The 21,427-nt window shown below is 67.8% G+C and carries 17 protein-coding genes; 13 read left to right on the top strand and 4 right to left on the bottom strand.

The window, feature by feature from the left end:
- Positions 1-44: 44 nt before the first annotated feature.
- Positions 45-1,022: a threo-3-hydroxy-L-aspartate ammonia-lyase gene (locus ACFPFG_RS02925; RefSeq protein WP_232245829.1), complete on the bottom strand. Its 978-nt coding sequence runs from the start codon at positions 1,020-1,022 to the stop codon at positions 45-47.
- 147 nt (positions 1,023-1,169) lie between these two features.
- Complete coding sequence (locus tag ACFPFG_RS02920; RefSeq protein WP_380104957.1) at positions 1,170-2,696, bottom strand: helicase HerA-like domain-containing protein; 1,527 nt, start codon at positions 2,694-2,696, stop codon at positions 1,170-1,172.
- 78 nt (positions 2,697-2,774) lie between these two features.
- Here ACFPFG_RS02920 and ACFPFG_RS02915 point away from each other — a divergent pair, with 78 nt between their 5' ends.
- The 9 genes from ACFPFG_RS02915 to ACFPFG_RS02875 all read left to right on the top strand — a co-directional run bounded on the left by ACFPFG_RS02915 (position 2,775) and on the right by ACFPFG_RS02875 (position 13,000).
- Complete coding sequence (locus tag ACFPFG_RS02915) at positions 2,775-3,494, top strand: YebC/PmpR family DNA-binding transcriptional regulator (protein ID WP_012205357.1); 720 nt, start codon at positions 2,775-2,777, stop codon at positions 3,492-3,494.
- Positions 3,491-4,774: a phosphoribosylamine--glycine ligase gene (gene purD / locus ACFPFG_RS02910; RefSeq protein WP_183017875.1), complete on the top strand. Its 1,284-nt coding sequence runs from the start codon at positions 3,491-3,493 to the stop codon at positions 4,772-4,774. The genes ACFPFG_RS02915 and purD overlap by 4 nt, the downstream gene beginning before the upstream one ends.
- A gap of 4 nt (positions 4,775-4,778) precedes the next feature.
- Positions 4,779-5,753: an oxygen-dependent coproporphyrinogen oxidase gene (gene hemF, locus ACFPFG_RS02905; RefSeq protein ID WP_380104955.1), complete on the top strand. Its 975-nt coding sequence runs from the start codon at positions 4,779-4,781 to the stop codon at positions 5,751-5,753.
- A gap of 249 nt (positions 5,754-6,002) precedes the next feature.
- Positions 6,003-6,803: a ribosome silencing factor gene (rsfS, locus tag ACFPFG_RS02900; RefSeq protein ID WP_183017877.1), complete on the top strand. Its 801-nt coding sequence runs from the start codon at positions 6,003-6,005 to the stop codon at positions 6,801-6,803.
- Between the two features lie 21 nt (positions 6,804-6,824).
- Positions 6,825-7,292, top strand: coding sequence for a 23S rRNA (pseudouridine(1915)-N(3))-methyltransferase RlmH (gene rlmH, locus ACFPFG_RS02895; protein WP_012205361.1), 468 nt, complete (start codon positions 6,825-6,827; stop codon positions 7,290-7,292).
- Positions 7,293-7,419: 127 nt separating this feature from the next.
- A complete protein-coding gene (locus ACFPFG_RS02890; RefSeq protein WP_183017878.1) occupies positions 7,420-8,034 on the top strand; it encodes a Maf family protein in 615 nt (204 codons plus the stop codon).
- Positions 8,035-8,195: 161 nt separating this feature from the next.
- Positions 8,196-9,683, top strand: a complete 1,488-nt coding sequence (rng, locus tag ACFPFG_RS02885) for a ribonuclease G (RefSeq protein WP_013802635.1) — start codon at positions 8,196-8,198, stop codon at positions 9,681-9,683.
- A 179-nt stretch (positions 9,684-9,862) separates the two neighbouring features.
- Positions 9,863-11,767: a LodA/GoxA family CTQ-dependent oxidase gene (locus ACFPFG_RS02880; RefSeq protein ID WP_183017880.1), complete on the top strand. Its 1,905-nt coding sequence runs from the start codon at positions 9,863-9,865 to the stop codon at positions 11,765-11,767.
- A 9-nt stretch (positions 11,768-11,776) separates the two neighbouring features.
- Positions 11,777-13,000, top strand: coding sequence for an NAD(P)/FAD-dependent oxidoreductase (locus ACFPFG_RS02875; RefSeq protein WP_380104951.1), 1,224 nt, complete (start codon positions 11,777-11,779; stop codon positions 12,998-13,000).
- On the opposite strand, the gene ACFPFG_RS02870 is transcribed toward ACFPFG_RS02875, so the two are convergent.
- Positions 12,936-13,928, bottom strand: a complete 993-nt coding sequence (locus ACFPFG_RS02870; protein ID WP_380104949.1) for a Bug family tripartite tricarboxylate transporter substrate binding protein — start codon at positions 13,926-13,928, stop codon at positions 12,936-12,938. The two genes, ACFPFG_RS02875 and ACFPFG_RS02870, sit on opposite strands and share 65 nt — an antisense overlap.
- Positions 13,929-14,163: 235 nt before the next feature.
- Between ACFPFG_RS02870 and ACFPFG_RS02865 the strand changes: the two genes are divergently transcribed.
- From ACFPFG_RS02865 to ACFPFG_RS02850, 4 genes are all read left to right on the top strand, one after another.
- Positions 14,164-15,051: a helix-turn-helix domain-containing protein gene (locus ACFPFG_RS02865; protein ID WP_380104947.1), complete on the top strand. Its 888-nt coding sequence runs from the start codon at positions 14,164-14,166 to the stop codon at positions 15,049-15,051.
- A gap of 161 nt (positions 15,052-15,212) precedes the next feature.
- Positions 15,213-17,426, top strand: a complete 2,214-nt coding sequence (locus ACFPFG_RS02860) for a TonB-dependent siderophore receptor (RefSeq protein ID WP_380104945.1) — start codon at positions 15,213-15,215, stop codon at positions 17,424-17,426.
- A 30-nt stretch (positions 17,427-17,456) separates the two neighbouring features.
- Positions 17,457-17,867, top strand: a complete 411-nt coding sequence (locus ACFPFG_RS02855) for a cupin domain-containing protein (RefSeq protein WP_183017885.1) — start codon at positions 17,457-17,459, stop codon at positions 17,865-17,867.
- Positions 17,868-17,932: 65 nt separating this feature from the next.
- Positions 17,933-19,174, top strand: a complete 1,242-nt coding sequence (locus ACFPFG_RS02850; RefSeq protein WP_465251927.1) for a RhtX/FptX family siderophore transporter — start codon at positions 17,933-17,935, stop codon at positions 19,172-19,174.
- On the opposite strand, the gene fauA is transcribed toward ACFPFG_RS02850, so the two are convergent.
- Complete coding sequence (fauA, locus tag ACFPFG_RS02845) at positions 19,171-21,393, bottom strand: TonB-dependent alcaligin siderophore receptor FauA (protein ID WP_380104941.1); 2,223 nt, start codon at positions 21,391-21,393, stop codon at positions 19,171-19,173. The two genes, ACFPFG_RS02850 and fauA, sit on opposite strands and share 4 nt — an antisense overlap.
- Positions 21,394-21,427: the final 34 nt, after the last annotated feature.

The following is a 21,427-nucleotide window of genomic DNA, read 5'->3' as shown; positions in this document are numbered from 1 at the left end:
GAAAAAAGGGGCGCCGGCATTTGCGGCCGGCGCCAGGGGGCGGTTCAGTCGTGCAGAAAGCGTGCGTAGCGCGCCAGGTCCACATTGCCGCCGCTGATCAGGATGCCCACGCGCGCGCCCGACAGCGCAACCCCGCCATGCAGGGCGCCCGCCAGCGAGAGCGCTCCCGTGGGTTCGACCACGATTTTCTTGCGTTCCGCGTAAAAGCGCATGGCCTGCACCAGATGCTCGTCCGCCACGGCCAGGATATCTTCCACATGCTCGCGGATGATGGCGAATGTGATATCGCCGATGGACTGGGTCTGGGCACCATCGGCAATGGTGTGGGGCGTGGGGATCTGCACGATCTGGCCTGCCCGCAGCGACTGGCGGGCATCGTCGCCGGCCTGGGGCTCGACGCCGTAGACCTTGCAGCGCGGCGCCAGTTGTCCGGACGCCAGCAGGCTGCCCGACAGCAGGCCGCCGCCGCCCAGGCAGACGAACAGGTAGTCCAGGTCGGGCACCTCTTCGAACAGTTCCTTGGCTGCCGTGCCCTGGCCGGCGATCACGTCGCGGTGGTTGAACGGCGGGATCAGCGTCATGCCGCGCTCGTCGGCCAGGCGGCGGGAGATGGCCTCGCGGTCCTCCGTGAAGCGGTCATAGGTCACCACCTGGGCGCCGTAGGAGCGCGTGGCCGCCATCTTGGAGGCGGGGGCATCCTCGGGCATGACGATGAGCGCGGGCATGTCCAGCATCTGCGCGGCCAGCGCCACGGCCTGGGCATGGTTGCCCGAGGAGAAGGCCAGTGCGCCGCGCTTGCGCTGCTCGGGCGTGAACTGCGACAGCGCGTTGTAGGCGCCGCGTATCTTGAAGGCGCCCGTGCGCTGCAGGTTCTCGCACTTGAAGAACAGCTGGGCGCCCAGCAGCTCGTCGGCGGTGCGGCTGCGCAGTATGGGTGTGCGGTGGGCCACGCCTTCCAGCCGGCGAGCGGCGGCGGCGACATCGTCATAGGTGGGCAGCGAGGGAGGGCTGTTCGTCGTCATGGCGTGCGGTTCCGCAAAGTGGATGGAGGCACTTTCGATCATAGCCGCATGCGCGGGCTTTCAGAGCCCTGAAATGCGCCAGCCGTTGCATGGCAACGGCTGGGTGCTATGGTGTTTGATGCGGCGCAGGGCCGGTGCGCCAGCGCTTCAGCGCTTCTTGTTGCCAAGGATGCCGCCGAGCACGCCGCGCAGGATTTCCTTGCCCAGCGAATTGCCCATGGTGCGCATGGTGGACTTGGCCATGGTCTGCACCAGGCCGTCGTGCTTGCCGCCGCGTGGGCCGGTGGTGCCGAACAGCAGGTCCTTGAGCCCGTCCATCATGGCGCCACCTTCGCTCGCCGCGGGCGTGGCCCCTGCCGGGCCCGTGCCGGTTGGCGCTGCGCCGTCGCCGGTCGCTGCCGTGCGGTCGCGCAGCACCTCGTAGGCCGATTCGCGGTCCACTGCCTTTTCATAGACGCCGGCCACCAGCGACTGTGCCAGCAGGGTCTTGCGCTGCTCCTCGTTGATGGGGCCGATCTGGCTGCCGGGCGGGATCACGTAGGCACGCTCGGTGATGCCGGGGCGTCCCTTGTCGTCGAGGAAGCTCACCAGGGCCTCGCCCACGGCCAGCTCGGTGATGGCGGCTTCGATATCCAGGCCGGGCTTGGGCCGCATGGTGGTGGCCGTGGCCTTGACGGCCTTCTGGTCGCGCGGCGTGAAGGCGCGCAGCGCATGCTGCACGCGGTTGCCCAGCTGGGCCAGCACGGTGTCGGGCACGTCCATGGGGTTTTGCGTGACGAAGTACACGCCCACGCCCTTGGAGCGCACCAGGCGCACCACCAGTTCGATGCGTTCGAGCAGCACCTTGGGCGCGTCGTTGAACAGCAGGTGGGCCTCGTCGAAGAAGAAGACCAGCTTGGGCTTGTCGGGGTCGCCGATCTCGGGCAGGCGCTCGAACAGCTCGGACAGCATCCACAGCAGGAAGGTGGAGTACAGGCGCGGCGAATTCATCAGCTTCTCGGCGGCCAGGATGTTGACCACGCCCTTGCCGCCGGCATCGGTCTGCATCAGGTCGTTGATGTCGAGCATGGGCTCGCCAAAGAACCTGTCACCGCCCTGCGACTCGATGGCCACCAGCCCGCGCTGTATGGCGCCCACGCTGGCCGCGCTGATGTTGCCGTACTCGGTGGTGAACTGCTTGGCGTTGTCGCCCACATGCTGGAGCATGGCACGCAGGTCCTTGAGGTCCAGCAGCAGCAAGCCGTTGTCGTCGGCAATCTTGAAGACCAGGTTGAGCACGCCCATCTGCGTGTCGTTCAGGGCCAGCATGCGGCCGATCAGCAGCGGACCCATGTCCGAGACCGTGGCGCGCACCGGGTGGCCCAGCTCGCCGAACACGTCCCACAGCGTGGTGGGGCAGGCCAGGGGCTGGGGAATCTCGATGCCGCGCTCCTGCAGGGAGGCCGCCATCTTGGCGCCCGTGCTGCCGGCCTGGCTGATGCCGGACAGGTCTCCCTTGATGTCGGCCATGAACACCGGCACGCCGATCTCGGAGAATCCCTCGGCCATTTTCTGCAGCGTCACGGTCTTGCCGGTGCCGGTGGCACCGGTGATCAGGCCATGTCGATTGGCCAGTGCGGGCAGCAGCAGGCATTCTGTGGCAGAGTGGCGGGCGATCAGAAGTGGAGCGGCCATTTCGGGTTTCCTCGGGGGAGCTTGCGGTCAAAAGTAAAATCCCAGCCGCAAGGTTAAATCAATATCAAAGGACAGCCTGTGGCAGGACACAGTAAATGGGCCAATATCCAGCACCGCAAAGGCCGCCAGGACGAAAAGCGTGGCAAGGTCTGGACCCGCATCATCCGTGAAATCATGGTGGCGGCGCGCACGGGAGGGGGCGATCTCAGCGCCAACCCGCGCCTGCGCCTGGCGGTGGAAAAGGCCAAGGCGGCCAACATGCCGGCCGACAATATCAAGCGCAACATCGACAAGGCCACGGGCAACCTCGAAGGCGTGACCTACGAGGAAATCCGCTACGAAGGCTACGGCATTGGCGGCGCGGCCATCATCGTGGACACCATGACCGACAATCGCGTGCGCACTGTGGCGGATGTGCGTCACGCCTTCAGCAAGTACGGTGGCAACATGGGCACGGAGGGTTCCGTGTCCTTCCAGTTCAAGCATGTCGGACAACTGATCTTCGCTCCCGGAAGCGACGAGGACCAGATCATGGAAGTGGCGCTGGAGGCCGGCGCCGAGGACGTGATCACCGATGACGAAGGCGCCATCGAGGTGCTGACCGCACCCGCAGAGTTCGAAACCGTGCGCGACGCGCTGCAGGCCAAGGGCCTGACGCCGGAGGTGGCCGAAGTCACCATGCGCCCGGAAAACACCATCGCCCTGCAAGGCGATGACGCAGCCCGCATGCAAAAGCTGCTGGACATGATCGAAGACCTGGATGACGTACAGGACGTCTACCACAACGCTGAACTATGAAAATTCTTGTGATTGGTGGCGGAGGCCGCGAGCACGCCCTGGCGTGGAAACTGGCTGAATCGCCGAAATCGACCAAGGTCTATGTGGCCCCCGGCAACGGTGGCACGGGCCTGGCCGGCGGCAAGGTGGAAAACCTCAACATCACCGACCCGCAGGCGCTGCGCGAGTGGGCGCAGGCCGAGAAGGTCGCGCTGACCGTGGTCGGCCCCGAGGCTCCGCTGGCTGCCGGCGTGGTCGATGAGTTCCGCGCCCACGGCCTGCGCATCTTCGGCCCCTCCAGGGCGGCCGCCCAGCTGGAAAGCTCCAAGGCCTTCTCCAAGGACTTCATGGCGCGCCACGGCATCCCCACGGCGCTCTATGAAACCTTCACCGACCCGGTGGCGGCCCATGCCTACGTGGACCGCCTGGGTGCGCCCATCGTGGTCAAGGCCGACGGCCTGGCCGCAGGCAAGGGCGTGGTGGTTGCGACAACGCTGCAGGAAGCCCACGACGCCGTGGACTTCATGCTCGTGGACAACAAGTACGGTGTGGCCCACAACGACGGCGGCGCCCGCGTGGTGATCGAGGAATTCCTCGCCGGCGAGGAGGCCAGCTTCATCGTGCTGTGCGACGGCAAGAACGTCCTGGCCCTGGCAACCAGCCAGGACCACAAGCGCCTGAAGGACGGCGACCAGGGCCCGAACACGGGCGGCATGGGCGCCTACTCGCCCGCGCCCGTGGTCACGGCCGACGTGCATGCCCGCGCCATGCGCGAGATCATCCTGCCGACCATCCGCGGCATGGAAAAGGACGGCATTCCCTACACCGGCTTCCTGTATGCGGGCCTGATGATCGATGCATCCGGCCATCCCAAGACGCTGGAGTTCAACTGCCGCATGGGCGACCCCGAGACCCAGCCCATCATGATGCGCCTCAAGAGCGATCTGGTGGACGTCATGCTGGCGGCCACCGATGCCAAGCTCGACCAGGTCGAGCTGCAATGGGACCGCCGCACGGCGCTGGGCGTGGTCATGGCCGCAGCAGGCTACCCCGAGGACCCGCGCAAGGGCGATGCCATCAGCGGTCTGCCGCAGGATGCCGCCGATGCCATGGTCTTCCATGCCGGCACCCAGCTCAAGGACGGCGTGCCCGTCACCAGCGGTGGCCGCGTGCTGTGCGTCACCGTGCTGGCCGACAGCGTCAAGCAGGCCCAGCAAAAAGTCTATGACGTGGCGCGCGGCATCCATTTCGATGGTGCCCAGTACCGCCGCGACATCGGCTTCCGTGCTGTGAAGAACTGAGTCCATGGCAGAGCAATCGACCGGGCAGGCGCTGCCCGTGGCGCAGGTGCGCGAGTACCTGACGGGCCTGCAGGCCCGCATCACGCAGGCGTTGGAGCAGGTGGAGGGCGAGGGCGGTGCACGCTTTCTGTCCGACGCCTGGAGCAAGGGCCCCGGCGAGCGCCTGCAGGGCGATGGCATCACCCGCATCATGGAGGGTGGCCGCGTGTTCGAGCGCGCGGGCTGCGGCTTCTCGCATGTGCGCGGGCCGCAGCTGCCGCCCTCGGCCACGCAGCACCGGCCTGAATTGGCGGGGGCTCCTTTCGAGGCCATGGGCGTGTCCCTGGTCTTCCATCCGCGCAATCCTTTTGTGCCTACGGTACACATGAATGTGCGAATGATTGCGGCCGGCTCAGGTGCGGCCGGCTCAGGTGCGGCCGGGCATCCGGGCAACGAGCCCACCTGCTGGTTCGGCGGCGGCATGGACCTGACACCGGTCTACGGCTTCGAGGAAGATGCACGGCACTTTCACCGCGTCTGCCGCGATGCGCTGGCGCCTTTTGGCGACACGCTCTACCCGCGCTTCAAGACCTGGTGCGACGAGTACTTCTGCCTCAGGCACCGCAACGAGCAGCGCGGCATCGGCGGCATCTTCTTCGACGACTTCTCTGAGCTGGGCCAGGCGCGCAGCTTCGACATGCTGCGTTCGGTGGGCGATGCCTTTCTGGAGTCCTACCTGCCCATCGTCGAGCGCCGCCAGTCCATGGACTACGGGCAGCAGCAGGTCGATTTCCAGCGCTACCGGCGCGGCCGCTACGTGGAGTTCAACCTGGTCTGGGACCGGGGAACGCACTTCGGCCTGCAGTCCGGCGGGCGCACGGAGTCCATCTTGCTGTCCATGCCCCCGCATGCGAGCTGGAGCTACCAGCGCGAGGACGCGCCCGGCACGCCCGAGCGCGCGCTGCTGGAGCAATTCCTGGTGCGCCGCGACTGGCTTTGAGTTCCATTGCCGCCAGCCCCGGCCGCGTGGCGAAATCCGCGCGTGCAAGGGAATAGGCGGCAAAACTATAATTTCAATAGCTTGAGGCGCAGCGTTGGCTGCGTTCTCCACTTTCTTCGGCGCGAAATCTTCCGGCGATCTGTGGGCGAACTCCATGCATTTTGGAGCGCCGCTACAGCCAAGCCCTCTACGGGCCGCACGGCGCTCGCGCTATATTGATCCCATTTCTATTCCACTGATCACCGCCTGATGACCACTTCCACCAAATCGGATTCCGCAGCCAAGCGCGACGTGACCAAGCTGCAACGCGCCATTGTTGACGGCCTCGAAAACGTCAAGGCCCAAGACATCCAGGTCTTCAATACCGAAAAGCTCTCGCCGCTGTTCGAGCGCGTGATCGTGGCTGCTGGCACCTCCAACCGCCAGACCAAGGCGCTGGCCTCCAGCGTGCGCGACGCCGTCAAGCAGGCCGGTTTTCCCGTGCCACGCCAGGAAGGCGAAGAAAACGGCGAGTGGATCATCGTGGACTGCGGCCAGGCCGTGGTCCATGTCATGCAGCCAGCCATCCGCCAGTACTACCGCCTGGAAGAGATCTGGGGCGAGACGCCTGTGCGCCTGAAGCTGGGTGCTCCCAAGCCCACGCGCTCGGCCGCCACCGACAAGGCCGAGGAAAAGGCCAAGAAGGCTGCTTCCAAGAAGGCTGCTGCAACGGCCGCCAAGCCTGCTGCCAAGAAGGCCGCTTCTGCCGCTGCACCTGCTGCAGGCAAGAAGCCCGCTGCCAAGAAGGCAGCTCCTGCCAAGGCCGCTGCGCCCCGTTCCGCGGCTGCCAAGCCGGCCGCATCCCGTACGGTGGCCGCCAAGCCGGCTGCTGCAAAGTCGGCCGCTCCCAAGTCCGCCGCCGTGAAGTCTGCCGCCGCCAAGGCGCCGGCCCGCAAGACGGCAGCGCCCAAGGCCATCAAGACCGTGGTGGTCAACCGCGCTCCCGCCAAGCCCAAGGCAGGTGCCGCTGCCAAGCCGGCCGCCAAGCGCGCTCCCCGCGCCAAGGCCTGAACGGTTCGGGACTGACGCTGCATGAAGCTGTTGATCGTGGCCGTGGGCCAGCATGTGCCCGACTGGGCGCAGACGGCCTACGACGACTATGCCAAGCGCTTTCCCCCGGAACTCAAGGTGGAGCTCAAGGCCGTCAAGACCGAGCCGCGTGGCTCCAAGACGGTCGAGACCCTGTACGCGGCCGAGCGCAAGCGCATCGAAGCCGCCATTCCGCGCGGCACGCGCATCGTCGTGCTCGATGAGCGCGGCACCAATCTGACGACCAAGGCGCTGGCCCAGCGCCTGCAGGGCTGGCAGCTGGAGGGCGACGACGTGGCCCTGATCATCGGCGGCCCGGACGGACTGGACCCCGCCTTCAGGCAGGCCGCGCACGAGCGCATCCGCCTGTCGGACCTGACCCTGCCGCATGCCATGGTGCGGGTGCTGCTCATCGAGCAGCTGTACCGTGCCTGGTCGGTCAACGCCGGCCATCCCTACCATCGGGAATAGGGCCTGTCCCGGCTCCCAGCCTCTGCCAGCGGCCCTGTCACGCGGATCCGAGGATCTCGTGATACTATGATTTTGATAGCCTTCAGCGCTTTGCAACAAAGGGCTGAAGGCATTTCTCATTCTTATCATGCCGCCATTCATCTACCTTGCCTCCCAAAGCCCCCGCCGCCGCCAGCTGCTGGAGCAGCTGGGTGTGGCCCATGAGCTTTTGCTGCCCAACGCCGAGGGCGACATTGCCGAAGATGCCGAGGCCATAGAGGCCGAACTGGCAGGCGAGGCAGCGCGCGTCTATGTGCAGCGCGTCACCGCGCTCAAGCTCGATGCCGCCGTGGCCCGCCATGCGCGCCGCGCCCTGGCTGTTGCCCCCGTGCTGTGCTCGGACACCACGGTGGCGCTGGATGGCCGCATTCTGGGCAAGCCTGCCGATGCCGACGATGCCCGCCGCATGCTGGCCGCGCTTGCGGGCCGCGAGCACGAGGTGCTGACCGCCGTCGCCATACAGCACGGCACGCGGCGCCTGGCTGCGCTGTCGGTGTCCCAGGTCTGCTTCTCGGCCATGAGCGCGCAGCAGATCGACGCGTATGTGGCCTCGGGCGAGCCCATGGGCAAGGCCGGCGCCTATGGCATACAGGGCCGCGCGGCGGCCCATGTGCAGTGGCTGCACGGCAGCTACTCGGGCATCATGGGCCTGCCGCTGTTCGAGACGGCGGCGCTGCTGCGCGAGCTGGGCTGGGCACTGTAGGCCGGCTCCCCGACCTGGGCCCGCAGGGGCGTGCAGGCATGCGCAGACCGCCGATGGCAGCGGATGGCGCGGCAAGATAGTGGCAAGCGGCCACCGGCGCAATGATTGCCGGGCCGCCATGGCCGAGAAATACAAACGACAAAGCACACCACAGGCACAGCATGCAGCAAGACATTCTGATCAATTGGTCGCCACAGGAAACGCGCGTGGCCATCATCGAGAACGGCGCCGTCCAGGAGCTGCACATGGAGCGCCCCCTGGAGCGCGGCCTGGTCGGCAACGTCTATCTGGGCAAGGTCTCGCGCGTGCTGCCGGGCATGCAGTCGGCCTTCATCGACATCGGCCTGGAGCGGGCAGCCTTCCTGCACGTGGCCGATGTCTGGCAGCGGCAGGAAGGGGGCGAGGCCCCCATGTTCGCGCGCAAGGACATGCCTGTCGTGCCCATCGAAAAGCAGGTTTTCGAAGGCCAGACCATCATGGTGCAGGTCATCAAGGACCCGATCGGCACCAAGGGTGCGCGCCTGTCCACGCAGATCAGCATTGCGGGGCGATTGCTGGTGCTGCTGCCCCAGGATGACCATATCGGCATCTCGCAGAAAATCCCGCAGGGCGAACGCGACGCGCTGCGCGCCCGCCTGCAGGGCCTGGTGGGCACCAAGGAAACCGGCGGGGGCGGCGGCTTCATCCTGCGCACCAATGGAGAGGACTCCAGCGACGCCGAGCTGGCCGACGACATCCGCTACCTGCGCAAGACCTGGAGCCGCATCAAGGACGCCTCGGTGCGCCTGCCGCCCATGTCGCTGCTGCACCAGGACCTGAACCTGCTACAGCGCGTGCTGCGCGATCTGGTGGGCGAGGGCACGCAGAGCATCCGCATCGACTCCAAGGAGCAGTTCGCCCTGCTCATGACCTTCGGCCAGGAATACATGCCGGCGGCCGTGCCCAAGCTGCAGCACTACCGCGGCGAGCGGCCCATCTTCGACCTCTTCGCCATCGACGAGGAAATCGCCCGCGCGCTGGGCCGCCGCGTGGACCTCAAGTCCGGCGGCTACCTGATCGTGGACCAGACCGAGGCGCTGACCACGGTGGACGTCAACACCGGCGGCTACGTGGGGGCGCGCAACTTCGACGACACCATCTTCAAGACCAACCTGGAAGCGGCCCAGCAGATCGCGCGCCAGCTGCGCCTGCGCAACCTGGGCGGCATCATCATCGTGGACTTCATCGACATGGTGCGGGACGACCACCAGGCCGAGGTGCTGTCCGAATTCAAGCGCCAGCTCGGGCGCGACCGCGTCAAGACCATGGCGGGCGGCTTCTCGCAGCTGGGCCTGGTGGAGATGACGCGTAAGCGCACGCGCGAATCGCTGGCCCACATGCTGTGCGAATCCTGCCCGGTCTGCCAGGGCAAGGGCCATGTGAAGACCGTGCGCAGCGTCTGCTACGAGGTGCTGCGCGAAATCCTGCGCGAGGCGCGCCAGTTCAACCCGCGCGAGTTCCGCATCGTGGCCTCGCCCAAGGTGGTGGAGATGTTCCTGGACGAGGAAAGCCAGCACCTGGCCGGCCTGTCCGACTTCATCAAGAAGCCCATCTCGCTGCAGGCCGAGACAGCCATGGCGCAGGAGCAATACGACATCGTGCTGCTGTGAGTCGGCCTTTCTCCTGCTAATTCATTATCAATAGCAGCTAATTTATTGGGGCATGAATGGGTTCGATTGGAATCATTCTTGCGCCTCTATGGATTGTGGATTCCCGATAATTAACTTTGTCTCGGCTTTTTTGATACTGTTTGTTGCAATCAGTGCCTCAGAAACTGAAAGGGCGACGAATGGGAATCGACTCCACCATTGTGCGTGCAGCCATACACCCGGGAATTGGTGTGGCGCGTATTGGCAATAGTCCGGATGAGTACTATGTCGGCCCCGAGCTGATGCATGTGCCGCCCATGGCGCCGGGCAGCCTGCGTGATGCGCAGGGCGCGCTCAAGCGGCAGGCTGCGCGCTTTCGCATCTACGGCTACAACGCTGCGGGCGAGGTGGTGCGTGAACTCACGGCCGACCAGGACCGGATCGAATGGGAAGTCGAACTGGCCAATACCAAGGCCGCCTGGTATCAATTCCAGTTGGCGCTGGACGTGCCTGAAGCCGCAACGGCCGATCCCACCATTTTGCGCAATGCCACGGTGAAGGACCGGAAAAGCCTGGCCATTCGGCCCGGAGCGCGGCGCATTGCCAAAGGCTCGGCCCCGGTGGCATTCGACAGCGGCAGTTTCTGCGGCAAGCCGGTTTATCTGGGCGAATTGCGCATTGAAAAGACGGGCCAGCTTCTCGTGCTGGGAGGCCGTGGCGTCTCTGCCTCCGTGGATGGCTCCAAGGCCACCACGTTTGCGAACAACGAGGGCTGGCATGACGATGTGGCCGACGGCCCCGTGCGCGCCAAGGTCGTCGTGGCCGGCGTTTCCGTGCCGGTGGATGCGGCATGGGTCACGGTTGCGCCGCCCAACTACGGCCCGCAGATGAAGTCGGTGCGCACCATGAAGGACCTGATGGAGGATGTGTACATCCACTCGGGCATGGCCGCCTTCCCGCTGCACGTCTCCTTCAGCCGGCACATCCTGCCCATACTCCAGCGCCAGAGCAGCCTGCAGTGGGCGAACAAGGGCTTTGCATCCCAGTTCGGCTGGGGCGGGGCGGCCAGTGCGGATGACGAGGCGTGGATCGCCAGGCTCAACAGCCCGGGCACGACCTGGGCCGAGCTGCGCCAGCAGGTGGCCAATGCCTTCCGCCGCTTCGACCGTGATGGCGCATCGCCCCAGCCCTGGCCCTGGCTGTATGGCGACGCCATGGCCGTGCCGCCCGCCGACACACCGCGCCAGCATGCGGCGCTGACCCCCACGCAGCTGAGAATGCTGGACCTGTGGGCCGGCGGCCATTTCCTCTCCGACTGGAAGCCTGGCCAGCAGTACCCTGCCCAGCTGGCCGACGTGCCGCTGCAGGAGCAGCCGGCCATGCTCGACCATGCCGCCATGGACGACTGCCTGGCCGACGCCTTCCACCCGGGCTGCGAGATCACCTGGCCCATGCGGCACGCCAGCATGTACCGGGCGCCATTCCGCATCCGCGAGGCGGCAGTGAACCCGCCCGAGCTGCAGCTCTACGGCTCCCGGCTCACGCCTGCGGTGGCCCTGTCCGAGAGCGGGCCGCTGTATGCGCAGGTGGCCGGCGACCTCACGCGCTGGATGGCGGTCCCCTGGCAGACCGACACCGCCAGCTGCCGCAGCGGCTATTACGCCGGCTATGGCCCACGCTACGACCCCTACCTGCCCACGTTCTGGCCGGCCCGCGTGCCCAACCAGGTACTGACGCAGGAGGCCTATGAAAGGGTCATCGACACGGAGCTGCCGCGCGAGCAGCGTGTCGCTGCCTTCAACCGGCGCGAGTCGTGGTTCCGCACACTGGGTGAGGAAGGCTATGAGAGCGAGATCAACCGCATGATCAGCCACTTCGGTGACATGGGCGTCATCGAGAGTCGGCCCGGTGTGCGGGGCGACAAGGACTTCCCGCCGGTGATGCAGGTGGAAAACCGCATCGCCCCGGCGCCGTCTCACATGCTGAAGGCGGCTGCGCAGCAGCCGGCCGGGCAGGAGGCGCCTCCCCGCATCGAGCCCTTCGACGCAGACAACGAGCAGCAGTTGCGCGCCATGACGCAGCGCGGCCCGGTGCTGCCGCGCTGAGTGCCGGCCATGCCGTCGTACGCCATGGCCGCCGTGCCGCTGCCCGATGAACTGGATGTGCTCGTCGTGGGCGCGGGACCGGCGGGCGCGGCCGTTGCCGCGCAACTGGCAGGGCACTGCCGCGTGGCGCTGATAGGGCGTGCCGTGCAGGCTGGGCGGGCCATTGGCGAAACCCTGCCCGCTGCGGCCCGGGTGATCCTGTCCGACCTGGGCGTGTGGGATGCGTTCGCGGCACAGGGCCACCGTCCTGCCTGGTCGCGGCGGTCATTGTGGGGAAGCTCCGAGGTCATCTTTCAGGACGCGCTGTTCGACCCGCAGGGTGCGGGCTGGCATCTGGACCGTGCGCGCTTCGACGCCATGCTGCTGGAGGCTGCGCGCAGCCGTGGCGTGCCCTGCCTGGTGCCCGCCACGCTGCGCAGCCTGCAGCGCCAGCCGCCAGGCGCACCCATGCGCTGGCGCTGCCTGATCGATAGGGCGCAGGGCGACCCGGCGCACGGCCCGTTGGAGCTGTCCTGCCGCATCGTGGTCGATGCCACTGGCCGCGCAGCCCGCGTGGCCCGGCAGGCGGGCGCCCAGGTCCGCCGTGATGGCCGCCTGGTCTGCTTTCACGCCTGGGTGGAGCCGCCATCGCATGGGCATGCAGGCACCACCATGATCGAGTCCGACGCCGAAGGCTGGTGGTACAGCGCCGACCTGCCCGATGGCAGTTGCGTGATTGCCTGGCAGACCGACATCGATCTGCCTGAAGCCCGGCGCCTGCGCAGCACGGCCGATCTGTTGGAAATGGCGCAACACACGGCCCTGGTGGGCGCGCGCAGCAGGGGCAGCCGGGTGCTGGAGCCGTTGCGGGTGGCCGCCGCCCACGAGCAATGGCTGGATGCAGCCAGCGGGCCGGACTGGCTGGCCGTTGGCGATGCAGGCCTGTCCTTCGATCCCCTGGCATCGCAGGGCCTGCTCAACAGCCTGGTCACCGGCAGCGAGGCCGCCACGGCCGTGCGCCGCAGCCTGGCAGGGGATGCCGATGCGCTGCCGTCCTGGAATGCGTGGATCGGCACGATACGCGCCGCGTACCGCACCCATCACCGGCACTACTACGCGCTGGAGCAGCGCTGGGCGAACGAGACGTTCTGGGCGCGCCGCCAACGGACGCCGGAGGCCGGGGCCGACGTTATTGCCGCTCCAGCTTTGCCGTCTGCACGATCGCATTCCAGCGCTGGTACTCGGCCCGCGTGAATTCGCGGAAGGCCTTGGACTCCAGCAGGCGCACTTCGCCGCCCAGTGCCGTCACCTTGGACTTGAAGTCGGCATGGCCCGCCACCTTGAGCGTGGCCTCTTCCAGGCGCTTGACGATGGCGGCCGGCGTGCCCTTGGGTGCCAGCACGCCGTTCCAGGTGCCGGTCACGAAGGTGGGGTAGCCGCTTTCCTTCATGGTCGGCACATCGGGCAGGGCGGGCAGGCGCTGCTCCGAGGTCACGGCCAGGGCCTTGAGCTTGCCCGATTGCACGAAGGGCAGGGCGGGCGTCACGTTCTCGAAGATGAAATCGATCTGGCCGCCCAGCAGGTCGGTCAGGGCTGGCGCGCTGCCCTTGTAGGGCACATGCACCATGTCCAGCTGGGTGGCGCTCTTGAACAGCTCGCCCGACAGATGGACCGTGGAGCCGCTGCCCGGCGAGCCATAGCTCATGCCGGTCTTTTGCGCGGCGGCGCGTGCCACCAGGTCCTTCACCGTCCTGGCGGGCGTGCGCGTCTCGTTGACGACCAGCACATTGGGAATGGTGGTCACCAGGGCCACGTACTCGAAATCGCCCAGGCTCTTCTCGCTCAGGTTCTTGTACAGGCTCTGGTTGATGGCCTGGGTGCCGGCCGTGCCGAACAGCAGCGTATAGCCATCATTGGCCGCCGAAGCCACGCGGCTGGCGCCGATGGAGCCGTTGGCGCCGGAGGTGTTTTCCACGATCACGGGCTGGCCCAGCGACTCGGACAGGCCCTGCGCCACCATGCGCGCCAGCACATCGGTATTGCCGCCAGGGGCGAAGGGCACGACCAGCTTGACGGGCCGGGTGGGATAGGCATCCGCCCAGGCCTGGGGCAGGGGCAGCAGCGTGGCGCCGAGCAGCGCGGCAGCGCGCAGGAATTGCTTGCGTGAAAGGGTGCGGGGCATGGGGGATGTCTCCTTGTCGGTGTTTTTGGGGACGCGGCGGCCTTTGGCGGCAGCGGATTTTTCAGGCGGGCCAATGCTGGGCGGTGGCTGTCTTGACGTCAATCAATGTTTTGGCAGGACGTCATGCGGCGGGCGAATGACCTGTTCGGCCTTGCTCGGCAAATGAGAATGGATTGCATTAACATGCGCCCCTCATGATCCCTGCCACCACGGCGCAAGCTGCCCGGACCCGCCCATGAACAAGGACCGCACCCTTCCTGCTTCTCCCCCCGGCGGCGCCGTTCAAATGCCCACGCCCATGCTCAGCCTGTCGGCAGGCCGGCTGCGCTTTGACCGCACGCAGTGGTTCAGCGAGAGCGAGCAGGCCGGGGTCAAGCTCGTGCTGGTGCTGTCCGGCAGCATCAGCTACCAGCTGGAACGCTCGGCGCCCGTGCGGCTGTGCGGTCCCTCCGTACACCTGCGCCTGCGCGACGCACCCCATGATGTGCTGCATGGCATGGAGCAGGGCGCGGATCTGGAGTACGTGTCGGCCAGCCTGCCCATGTCGGGCCTGGCGTCCAGCCTGGGCCTGACGCCGCAGGGACTGGCCGATGCGATGGAGGCAGGCGCTCCAGGAGATTGCGGTGCCTCCGGCGCCTGCGGCTCGCTCATCCGCGATGCCCGGGCCAGCGCTGCCCAGCGCGCGGTGGCGCAGCAGATCCTGCACTGTCCGCTGCAGGGCGCGGCGCGCCAGCTCTACCTGGCGGGCAAGGGGCTGGAGCTGCTGGCCCTGTGCATGCCCCGGCCCGGGGAAGAAGACCTGTCCGGGCGCGGACGCCAGCAGCTGGAGCGCGCGGCGCAGCTGCTGCGTGAGCGCCTGGATGATCCACCGGGCCTGCGCGCTCTGGCGCGTGAGGTGGGGCTCAACGTGAACAAGCTCACCCAGGGCTTTCGCCAGTGCTTTGGCTGCACGGTGGCCGAATGGCTGCAGGCCCAGCGCATGGCGCGCGCCTACGAGCTGCTGGCTTCTGCGCATATGGATGTGGCCCAGGCGGCGGCGCTCAGCGGCTACAGCCCCTCGCATTTCAGCAAGGTCTTCCAGCGCCACCATGGCGTGCTGCCAAGCGCCTTGCGGCGCGGATAGTCTCCGTCCCAGTTCAGGCTGCACTGCCGCTTTGCCGCGCTGCAAGCGTGCCGCGATCGTGCCGCGATCGCGGCAGGCCGTGACGCAATCGCGCATGGATGCTGCCCACTTCTTTCAGAATTTGGATGAGATTGGTTCTCATTTGAAATTCGGGAGGAGTGATGGATTCATCGTCAATGAAAGCGGCGCGGCCCCTGGTGTTGCGCCCCTTGCCACTGGCCCTGTGCCTGGCCTTTGCCACGGGCGGGTCGGCCCGGCTGCATGCGGAAACGCAGGCCGTTGATGCAGGCGAAGCACGCGCACTGCGCGAAGTACGCGAAGTACGCGATGCAGGCAGCGCGCCTGAAGCAGCCGCACTGCCGGGGGTCACGGTCCGCGCCAGCGCAGTCACCGGCACGGGGGTGGACAAGCTGGGCCAGAGCCTGCGGGAAATCGCCCAGTCGGTCACGGTGATCGGGCAGGAGCGCATGCGCGAGCAAAACCTCTACAGCCTGGACGACGTGATGCAGAACGCCCCCGGTGTCACCGTGCAGCCCTTCCAGCTGCTGACCACGGGCTACTACCAGCGCGGCTTCAAGATCGATTCGTTCCAGCAGGACGGCGTGCCCATTCTCATGGGCAACACGGCCAGCCCGCGCATGGACATGGCCATGTACGAGCGCGTGGAGATCGTGCGCGGCGCGGCAGGCCTGCTGCATGGCACGGGCAATCCTGCCGCCACCGTCAACCTCGTGCCCAAGCGGCCCACGCGGGAGTTTGCCGGCAGCGCGGGGCTGACCCTGGGAAGCTGGGGCCGGCGCCGCGCCGAGGCCGATGTCGGCGGCCCGCTCAATGCCTCGGGCAGCCTGCGTGCCCGCGTGGTGGCCACGCAGGAGGAGCGTGACTTCTTCTACGATGTGGCTGGCGAGCGCACCGGCAATCTCTACGCCATTGCCGAGCTGGACCTGGCGCACGGCACCACGGTGCACGCCGGGGTGCATCACCAGCGCATACGCTCCACCACCAACATGGCGGGCGTGCCTTTCTATGCAGACGGCCGCGATGTGGGCCTGCCGCGCAGCACCTATCTGGACGCGGCCTGGGACCGCTTCGACTGGAACACCACGCGCAGCTTTGCCGGCATCGAGCATGCCTGGGGCAACGGGTGGCAGGCCAGGCTCAACCTCAATCACCTCTCCGGCGATTCCGAGCTGCTCTATGCCGGGGCCAACGGCGCCGTCAATCCCGCCACGGGCCTGGGCGGGCGACTCACGGGTGCGGCCTACCGCTTCGATGACAGCCAGACCAGCGTCGATGCCTTTGCCAGCGGCCCGGTGCAGCTGTGGGGGCGCACGCACGAGCTGCTGGCCGGCTTCAACCACCAGCGCACGCGCAGCACGCAATGGGCCGCCTCCATCCTCAATCTGCCGCAAAGCCCGGTCGATGTCTGGAACTGGAATCCGCACGGCGTGCCGCAGCCCCTGGTCGGCAGCTATTCCACGCGCGGCCCCACCGAGACGCGGCAGAGCGGCCTGTACGGCATGGCGCGGCTGCAGCTGGCCGACCCCTTGAAGCTGGTGCTGGGCGGGCGCTTCACGCGCTGGGAGCAAGAGGCGGGCGGCGCAGGCGGAGCCGCCAGCCGCGTGCGCACGCGCATGGGCACACAGTTCACCCCCTATGCAGGCCTGGTGTACGCGCTCAGCCCGCAGTGGAACGCCTATGCCAGCCATGCGCGCATCCTCCAGCCGCAGAGCAGCTACACCTATGCCGGTGAACTGCTGGACCCGGTACAGGGCAACAACCTGGAGGCCGGCATCAAGGGCGCACTGCTGGGCGGCCGCCTGAACCTGGGCCTGGCGCTGTTCGAGATCCGGCAGAAGAACCGCGCCCAGGCCGATCCGGCCCATCCCTGCGTGGGCAATGCCTGCTGGTACATCGCCACCGGCGAGGTGCGCAGCCGGGGACTGGAGGCCGAGATCGAAGGCCAGCTCCACCGCGACCTGCGCCTGAGCGCCTCCTACACCTGGAACCGCACGCAGTACCTGCGGGACGCGCAGAACCAGGGCCTGCCCTTCGCCAGCTTCACGCCGCGCCACATCCTGCGCCTGTGGGCCAACTACCAGGTGCCCGTGGCCGAGCGCCGCTTCAGCATCGGCCTGGGCCTGCGTGCGCAAAGCGACTTCTACAACCAGGCGCAGGGCGTGACGCTGCGGCAGGGCGGCTACGCGCTGGCCAGCCTGCGCCTGGGCTGGCGCATCAACCGCCAGCTCACGGCGGCCCTGCAGGTGGACAACCTGACGGACCGCCGCTACTACCAGAGCCTGTCCGGCACGGGCTGGAACAACCGCTATGGCGAGCCGCGCAGCGCCACGCTCAGCCTGCGCGCCCAGTTCTGAGACCCCGCTTCACCATCGATGGAACACACCATGGACAAGAACGCCCATTCCCTCATCGCCCGGCCGCTGGCGCAGGCCAGCCACCTCATCGGCCTGTGCGCCCCTTCGCAGGTGCGCGTGCTGGGCCCGCACGAAAAGCTGGACCCGGCCAGCGACTGGATCATCGGCATCAAGCCTTTCAGCGACGGAGCCTCGCTGCATGACGGGCACTGGGAGCGCCATCCCGTCGGCGACGAAGTGCTGTGCCTGCTGGACGGCGAAGTGCGCGTGCTGCTGCGCCCGCAGCGGCGCGGGCAGGAGGCGCCGGTTCTGGAACTCTCGGCAGGCCAGATGCTGGTCGTGCCGCGCGGCTGCTGGCACCGGCTGGAAGCGGTGCAGCCGGGCCGCCTGATGTTCATCACGCCCGCGCGTGGCAGCGAGCACGAGAAGGTGCAGCCATGAGCGTCCCCATGAATCATGCCGGCAGTGCCCCTGTGGTCCAGCCGCCGGGTCTGCATGCCTGGCTGATGGTTGCCGGCCTGTACCTGACCCAGGGCATGCCCCTGGGTCTGGCCATGGACGCCGTGCCCACGCTGCTGCGCAGCGAAGGCGCCCAGCTGGGGGCGTTGGCCTTCCTGCCCCTGGTGGGCCTGCCCTGGGTGCTGAAATTCCTGTGGGCCACACGCGTGGACAACCGATGGTCGGCCCGCCTGGGGCGCCGTCGCAGCTGGATCCTGCCCATGCAGGCCCTGGTGCTGCTGTGCCTGGCGGCATCGGCTGCGCTGGGCATCACGCTGCAGACGGCGCCGGCCATCGTGGCGCTGGCGGCCCTGGGTTCCCTGGCCAGTGCCACGCAGGACATTGCCACGGACGGGCTGGTGGCCGAGCATTTCAGGGGCCGTGGTCTGGCTGGCGCCAATGCGCTGCAGGTGGGCGGCACCATGGTGGGCTTCTTCGTGGGCGGGGCTGGCAGCATGGTGCTGGCGGGCTTGCTGGGCCAGCGTCTGGCGCTGGCGGCCCTGTGCCTGCCCGTGGCCTTCAGCCTGCTGCTGGTGGCGCTGTGGCGTGAGCCGGCTGCGCTGCAGGGCCTGCGCAGCCGGCCGGGCGTTCGCTGGCCGCCAGCCCGTCTCAAGGCCTTTGTGCAGCGCTCCGGCGCCTGGCCGCTGGTGGCGGCAGCCGTGCTGTCGTCCATCACGGCCGTCAGCGGCTTTGGCCTGGCCAAGCTGTTTCTCGTGGACGCAGGCTGGCCGGTCGAGGCCGTGGGGCGCGTGGGCATGGCGGGCGGTGCGGTGACCGTGCTGCTGGGCTGTGGCGGCGGCGCCTGGCTGGTGGCACGGCTGGGCGCCAGGCCGGCGCTGGCCTGCGGGCTGGTGGCCTGCGCCGCCTCGGCGCTGGGCTGGATGGCCCTGGCCGCAGGCCTGCTGCCGCTGGACATGGGCACTGCCTTTGCGGCCCAGGCGCTGGGGGCGTTTGGAACGGGTGCATCTTCGGTGGCCGTAATGACGCTGGCCATGCGCTTTGCCGGTGCCGGCCCGCAGGCCGGCACCGACATGACCGCCGTGCAAAGCGCCCGCGACACGGGGGAGATTCTGGCCTCCACCCTGGTGACATCGCTGGCGGCGGGCGTGGGCTACGGCGGTGGCTTTGCTGCCGGATTGCTGGCTGCGGCGGTGACGCTGGCCGTCTGCTGGCGCATGCTGGGGCACCTGGGTGGGGCGCAGAGCATCGTTGCCGATGCCGGCGCCGATCCGGTGGCGAAGTCCTCCTAGAAATCCGCCTTCAGGCTCACCGTCAGATTGCGCGGCTCGCCCCACCAGCCCTGGTTGTAGAAGCCGATCTGGCTGTAGTACTGGCGGTCCAGCAGGTTGTTGAGCTGAACGCTGGCCGACCAGGTGGGGTCGATGCGGTAGTGGGCCGAGAGGTTGACCACCAGGTAGCTGCCCTGGCCGACCTGCACGCTCTGGCGCAGCGGGTTGGTCACGTTCTGCCAGATGCGGCTTTGCCAGCGCAGATTGCCGCCCAGGCTCAGCCCCTGCAGCGCACCCTCGAAGCTGCGCATGGCCGTGAGCTTGACCAGGCTGCGCGGGTGCGTGGTGTTGAAGGCGGCGCCGCTGGCGCTGCGCGCCGTGTAGTGGGTGTAGCTGGCGCCCAGGCGCCAGCCTCGCGCCGGCTCGCCGCTGAGTTCCAGATCGATGCCGCGCACCTGGGCGCCCTTGACGCCACGATAGGCCTTCTGGTCCGTGGTGCCGTCGATGAACTCGCCCGTGTCCTGCGCCAGATTGTCCTGGCGGGTCTGGAACAGCGCGGCCGAGCCCTGCAGCCGGTCCTGCAGCCAGGAGCCCTTGAGGCCCAGCTCGAAGGCCTGGCCGGTGACGGGGTCCAGGATGCTGCCTTGCTTGTCGCGGTAGTTCTGGGGCGTGAAGATTTCGGTGTAGCTCAGGTAGGCCGTGTGCCGGGTATCGATGTCCCACAGCAGGCCGGCGTAGGGCGTGACCTGGCTGCTGTAGCGGTAGTCGCGCAGGCTGCCGAAGTAGTTCTGGCGCGTGGACCAGCGGCTCAGGCGGGCGCCGGCCACGGCCGTCCAGCCATCGGCCAGCGAGAAACGCCCCACGGCATAGCCGCCGCTTTGGCGCATGCGGCTGTCGTCGCCGCCGTTGGTGACGTCGGACCAGCCGGGCTCGGCCAGGCTGCCATTGCGCCAGTCGAGGAAGTTGTCCGTGGCAGGCGGCGTGCCCAGCGGCGCATAGCGGCGGATGTCGATGTCGTCGCGCACATGGTTCCAGCCCACGGCAATCTCGTGCTGGCGCCCGAACAGCGCGACCGGGCCGCTGGCCGTGAGGTGGAGGCTGTCGCGCGAGCGGTCGCCCCGGTATTTGATGAAGGAGTTGGCCATGCCCAGGCCGGTTGTGGCGTCCGGCGCGCCGCCCCGGTAGACGTAGCGCATGTCGTAGTTGCCATTGTTGCGGCTGTAGGCGGCACGCAGCAGCCAGCGGTTGTCCAGGCGGTGGGTCAGGTCCAGCGTGGCCGTGGTGTTCTCCGTGCCGAAATGCGACCAGCGCGTGTTGTTGGACACCGAGCGGTCGAAGTCCGTGCGGCTGCCGTCCGCATGGAACAGCGGAAAGCCGGCGCCCATGCCGGGGCTGGTGTTCTTCTGGTATTCGAGGCTGGTCACGAGCCGGGTGGCGGGCGTCAGGGCCGCGCTGACCACGGCGTACAGGCCCTGTTTGCGCTGGCCGAAGTGGCTGACGTAGCTGTCGCTGTCCGATTGCACGGCCACGACGCGGCCGCGCACGCGGCCTTCGCGGTCCAGCGGCAGGGACAGATCGGCCTCGGCGCGGCGCAGGTTCCAGCGGCCCAGCGTCAGCGAGGCATGGCCGCCCGCCGTCTCGCGCGGCTGCTTGCGCACGAAGTTCACCGTGGCCGACGGATCGCCCGAGCCATTGAGCAGGCCCGTGGCGCCGCGCACGATTTCGACGCGGTCGTAGAAGGCCGTGTCCATGTCGGTGGCGCCGAAGTTCCACAGGCTGTTGATGGGCGAGGCCAGCCCGTCGAACTGGAAGTTGCTGACGCCAAAGCCGCGTGAGGAAAACTGGTAGCGGTTGCTGTCGCTGCGGCTCACCGACAGGCCGGGGGCGGAAGCCTCCAGCGTCTGCGAGACGGTGAGCTGGCCGGCATCGTCCATCAGCTGGCGCGTGATCACGCTGACCGACTGCGGTGTCTCGCGCGCCGACAGTTGCAGGCCCGTGGCCGTGCCTGTGGCGCCGCTGGTGTAGCGGGTCGTGCCTTCGGTGGCGCCGGCATCGGCGGTGGCACGCACGGTGACCGTGCCGAGTTCGGTGCCGCTGGTGGTGGTGGGATGCGTGTCCTCATCGGTGGCCCAGGCTGCTGGTGCAGGGGCAGCACACAGGGCGCAGATCAGCAGGGACAGCGGGTTCCGCGCACCTTGGTGGTGGCGCAGTGCGGGGTTTTGAATGCGAATGCTCATCATTTCCATAATCCTGGGCGAGAGTCCGGATTGTGGG

Origin of the sequence: Delftia deserti (assembly GCF_042653485.1) — a bacterium.
Taxonomy (GTDB): Bacteria; Pseudomonadota; Gammaproteobacteria; order Burkholderiales; family Burkholderiaceae_C; genus Comamonas; species Comamonas acidovorans.
This window is presented reverse-complemented; position numbering and strand designations above follow the sequence as displayed.

Bases quoted from the DNA above. Each gene is read 5' to 3' on its own strand.
- ACFPFG_RS02925 (WP_232245829.1), bottom strand. From the start codon at position 1,022: ATGACGACGAACAGCCCTCCCTCGCTGCCCACCTATGACGATGTCGCC.
- ACFPFG_RS02920 (WP_380104957.1), bottom strand. From the start codon at position 2,696: ATGGCCGCTCCACTTCTGATCGCCCGCCACTCTGCCACAGAATGCCTG.
- purD (WP_183017875.1), top strand. From the start codon at position 3,491: ATGAAAATTCTTGTGATTGGTGGCGGAGGCCGCGAGCACGCCCTGGCG.
- hemF (WP_380104955.1), top strand. From the start codon at position 4,779: ATGGCAGAGCAATCGACCGGGCAGGCGCTGCCCGTGGCGCAGGTGCGC.
- rsfS (WP_183017877.1), top strand. From the start codon at position 6,003: ATGACCACTTCCACCAAATCGGATTCCGCAGCCAAGCGCGACGTGACC.
- rlmH (WP_012205361.1), top strand. From the start codon at position 6,825: ATGAAGCTGTTGATCGTGGCCGTGGGCCAGCATGTGCCCGACTGGGCG.
- ACFPFG_RS02890 (WP_183017878.1), top strand. From the start codon at position 7,420: ATGCCGCCATTCATCTACCTTGCCTCCCAAAGCCCCCGCCGCCGCCAG.
- rng (WP_013802635.1), top strand. From the start codon at position 8,196: ATGCAGCAAGACATTCTGATCAATTGGTCGCCACAGGAAACGCGCGTG.
- ACFPFG_RS02880 (WP_183017880.1), top strand. From the start codon at position 9,863: ATGGGAATCGACTCCACCATTGTGCGTGCAGCCATACACCCGGGAATT.
- ACFPFG_RS02875 (WP_380104951.1), top strand. From the start codon at position 11,777: ATGCCGTCGTACGCCATGGCCGCCGTGCCGCTGCCCGATGAACTGGAT.
- ACFPFG_RS02870 (WP_380104949.1), bottom strand. From the start codon at position 13,928: ATGCCCCGCACCCTTTCACGCAAGCAATTCCTGCGCGCTGCCGCGCTG.
- ACFPFG_RS02865 (WP_380104947.1), top strand. From the start codon at position 14,164: ATGAACAAGGACCGCACCCTTCCTGCTTCTCCCCCCGGCGGCGCCGTT.
- ACFPFG_RS02860 (WP_380104945.1), top strand. From the start codon at position 15,213: ATGGATTCATCGTCAATGAAAGCGGCGCGGCCCCTGGTGTTGCGCCCC.
- ACFPFG_RS02855 (WP_183017885.1), top strand. From the start codon at position 17,457: ATGGACAAGAACGCCCATTCCCTCATCGCCCGGCCGCTGGCGCAGGCC.
- ACFPFG_RS02850 (WP_465251927.1), top strand. From the start codon at position 17,933: ATGGTTGCCGGCCTGTACCTGACCCAGGGCATGCCCCTGGGTCTGGCC.
- fauA (WP_380104941.1), bottom strand. From the start codon at position 21,393: ATGATGAGCATTCGCATTCAAAACCCCGCACTGCGCCACCACCAAGGT.